This is a genomic window from Streptomyces cahuitamycinicus, from assembly GCF_002891435.1.
GTDB classification, from domain to species: domain Bacteria; phylum Actinomycetota; class Actinomycetes; order Streptomycetales; family Streptomycetaceae; genus Streptomyces; species Streptomyces cahuitamycinicus.
The window spans coordinates 1-3,323 of record NZ_POUC01000632.1; the positions used below are offsets into that span (position 1 = coordinate 1).

Annotated in this window: 5 protein-coding genes; 3 read left to right on the forward strand and 2 right to left on the reverse strand. The window is 74.8% G+C overall.

Annotated features, from left to right (window positions below; genetic code table 11):
• The 3 genes from C1J00_RS40695 to C1J00_RS40705 all read left to right on the forward strand — a co-directional run.
• A partial coding sequence (locus C1J00_RS40695) for a hypothetical protein (RefSeq protein ID WP_102913872.1) occupies positions 1–1,233 on the forward strand: 1,233 nt, incomplete at its 5' end.
• Positions 1,230–1,889 (forward strand): spherulation-specific family 4 protein, encoded by a 660-nt coding sequence (locus C1J00_RS40700; protein WP_102913873.1) that lies wholly within the window; start codon positions 1,230–1,232, stop codon positions 1,887–1,889. The genes C1J00_RS40695 and C1J00_RS40700, both read left to right, overlap by 4 nt.
• A complete protein-coding gene (locus C1J00_RS40705; protein ID WP_102913874.1) occupies positions 1,886–2,665 on the forward strand; it encodes an endo alpha-1,4 polygalactosaminidase in 780 nt (259 codons plus the stop codon). The genes C1J00_RS40700 and C1J00_RS40705 overlap by 4 nt, the downstream gene beginning before the upstream one ends.
• Here C1J00_RS40705 and C1J00_RS40710 read toward each other — a convergent pair.
• On the reverse strand, positions 2,625–2,972 hold the full coding sequence (locus C1J00_RS40710; RefSeq protein WP_245936703.1) for an RDD family protein: 348 nt from the start codon (positions 2,970–2,972) through the stop codon (positions 2,625–2,627). The genes C1J00_RS40705 and C1J00_RS40710 overlap by 41 nt on opposite strands.
• Positions 2,973–3,069: 97 nt before the next feature.
• Positions 3,070–3,323 (reverse strand): adenosylcobinamide-GDP ribazoletransferase (locus C1J00_RS40715; RefSeq protein WP_342751801.1); only part of this gene is annotated, 254 nt, incomplete at its 5' end.

The following is a 3,323-nucleotide window of genomic DNA, read 5'->3' on the forward strand; positions in this document are numbered from 1 at the left end:
GAGCCCGACGGCCCCGCCCCCGACCCCTGGCAGACCGGCCTCCTCGGCTGCCTGCTGCGCGGCGTCGTCTTCGCCCTGCCCGGACTCGCCTACGTCCTCGGCGCGCCCCTGTTCACCGGCCCGGGCGACCACGGGCTCCCCGCGGGCACGGTCCCGTTGCTGGCGGGCGCCCTGTGCGGCTGGACCTGGAACCAGGGCCTCGCCCACCGGGCGTACGCGTGGCTGGGGCTCGGCGACCGGCCGGCGGCCCGGCGCGCCCTGCTGCTCGGTGCCCCGGCGGGCGCGCTGCTCGGCTCCCTGGTCGCGGTGTCGTTCGCGGGCGGCGCCGCCCCCGCGGTGGTCGCCTTCGCCGCCGGGCAGTCCTGCTACCTGGCCGCGGCGACCGTCCTGCTGGTGATGGGCCGGGAGCGGCTCCTGCTGCTCGCCCTCGCACCGATGGCGACGGGCGCGGTCCTGTCACTCGCCGACCCGCTGCCCGAGACCGCGGGCCCGGCCCTGCTGCTGGGCTCGCTGGCGGCGGTCGCCGTACTCGCGCTGCGTGAGGTGGCACCCGCCCTCAAGGACGAGCACGGCTGGACGGCGGGCCTCGTCGCCCTGCTCCCCTTCGGCGGGTTCGGCACCCTTCCCGCCCACCGTCGCCCCGCCGGACCCCGGCTCACGGGCTCCCTGCCGTACGCCCTGTTCGGGCTCGCCACCGGTGTGCTCGTGCTGCACGCGGCGCTCGGCGACGTCCTCGCCGGCGAGCCGGCAGGCGTGGTCGCCGCGCCCGCCGCCGTGGCGCTCACCCTCAGCATGGGGCCCGCCGAGTGGCTGCTGTACCGCTTCCGCAGCGGCAGCCTCGCCGGTCTGCGCTCCAGCAGCACCGCCCGGGACTTCCGGCGGACCACGGTCCTGACGGTCGTGCGGTGCCTGGCCGCCTACCTCGCGGTCCTGCTCGCGCTGAGCCTCGCCGCCTCAGCCATGTGGCCGCACGCCCCGGTACCGGGCGGCGTCCGGGCGGCCGGGCTGCTCCTGCTGGGCGTGGTCCTGTGGACGGGCCTGCTGCTCCAGTCGTTCGGCGCGGTGACCGCAGCCACGGCGGTGTGCTGTGCCGCGGCCCTCGTCCAGACCCTGCTCCTCGTCACCCGCACCGGCGATCCGCACGTGGCGGGAGCGGTCGTGTATGGCACGGCGGCCGCCGTCCAAGGCGCCCTGGTGTGCCATCTGCTGGGAAGGGCAACCGCCCACCGATGAGCACTCTCCTGGTCCCGTACTACGAGCACCCGTCCGTCCGCCCCGCCGAATGGGACGCGATCGTAGCGGCGGCGCCCCGTCTGTACGGGGTCGTCCTCAACCCGGCCAGTGGCCCCGGCGACCGCCCCGACGCGGCCTTCGCCGAGGTCGCCGCCCGGCTGCGGGCCGAGGGTGTCCGGGTCCTCGGGTACGCCGACACCGACTACGGACGCCGCGCCGCCACCGACGTCGTCCGCGACCTCACCCGGCACCGCGACTGGTACGGCACCGACGGCGCCTTCCTCGACCAGGTGCCGTCCGGGCCCGAGGAGTTCGAGCACTACCAGAAGCTGGCGGTCGCGGCCTGGGGCGTCGGCTGCGCCACCCTCGTCCTCAACCACGGCACGGCACCGCACCCCTGCTACGCCCGCATCGCCGACGTCCTCGTCACCTTCGAGGGCCCCTGGGCCGCGTACCGCGACCTGACCCCGCACCCCTGGCCCCGCGGCACCGACGTACGGCTGTGCCACCTCGTCCACGACGTGCCGCCCGGCGCCGATCCGGAGGGCCTGGCCCGGGCGCGGGGCGCGGCGGTGCACTGCGCGGTGCCCGGCAGCGGAGATCATCCTTGGGGCACACTCCCGTACACCCTGCACAACCCGGAGAGCACCCCGTGAGACGCCCGTCCCTGCTCGTCGCCCTGCTGGTCCTCCTGCTCGCCGCCTGCACCCAGGAGCCCGACGACAAGCCCGGAGCCCGCTGGCAGCCCCGCCCCGGCACCGCCTGGCAGTGGCAGCTCAGCGGGCGTCTGGACACCTCCGTCGACGTACCGGTCTACGACATCGACGGCTTCGACCACTCCGGGGACACGGTCGCCCGGCTGCACCGCGAGGACCGCAAGGTCATCTGCTACCTGTCCACCGGCGCCTGGGAGGAGTTCCGCCCGGACGCGGAGAAGTTCCCGAAGCGGGTCCTCGGCCGGGGCAACGGCTGGGAGGGCGAGCGCTGGCTCGATATCCGCCGCACCGACGTCCTGGAGCCGCTCATGGCGGCCCGTATGGACATGTGCCGCGACAAGGGCTTCGACGCGGTGGAGCCGGACAACATGGACGGCTACCGCAACGACACGGGCTTCCCGCTGACCGCCGCCGACCAGCTCCGCTACAACCGTCTCATCGCCCGGCTGGCCCACGACCGGGGCCTGGCCGTCGGTCTGAAGAACGACCTGGACCAGATCCCGGAACTGGTCGGGGACTTCGACTTCGCGGTCAACGAGCAGTGCGCCCAGTACGGCGAGTGCGCGGCCCTCAAGCCGTTCGTCGAGGCGGGCAAGGCCGTCTTCCACGTCGAGTACGAGGTGCCCACCGGGCGCTTCTGCGCCGAGTCCCGCCGGCTGAAACTGAGTTCACTGCTCAAGAAGTACGAACTAGGGGCGTGGCGACAGGCGTGCTGAGCCCGATCCCGGTGACCGCCGTGCCCGCGAGGCGGTCGGCGAGGGACCGGCGGCCGGGGGAGAGGACCGGCAGCGCGTTCAGCAGGAACAGCACCACCGTGACCGCCCACACCAGCACCGACAGCACGACCTGCCCTTCGACCAGCAGCACGCAGGCCACGGCGTACACGGCGACGTCCGCCGCGGTGGTGACCGCGGCCCGCCGCGCGGCTCGGACCCTGCGCGGCCGGCTCGGAGTGACCTTGAGCCCGGTCAGGGCCTTGCCGACCGTGCGCCCGGTCAGGGCCAGGCACGCCCACGATTGCACGGCGCAGCTTCGGCATCAACGTCCCCCGATGACTTGTGTGTCGGGCAGGAAGCCGGCGGCTGAGCGGGCCGTGCGGGCGAGGGACGCGGAGATCGTTTCAGCCCAGTGACAGAACGATCAGCGCCGTGGTCGCCGCCGTCTCCGCCAGACCGCCGAAGACATCCCCCGTGACCCCGCCGAAGCGGCGCGTGCAGTGGCGCAGCAGCGCCTCGGCGGCGGCCACGGACAGGACGACCGCGAGCACGCTCCGGACCATGTCGTACGGCCCGAGGAGGGCACCGGCCGCCGCGGCGGCTCCCGCGACGGCCAGGGCGGCGACCGCCGCCCCCCACAGCGGCACCACACCCGCGA

Bases quoted from the DNA above. Each gene is read 5' to 3' on its own strand.
- C1J00_RS40700 (WP_102913873.1), top strand. From the start codon at position 1,230: ATGAGCACTCTCCTGGTCCCGTACTACGAGCACCCGTCCGTCCGCCCC.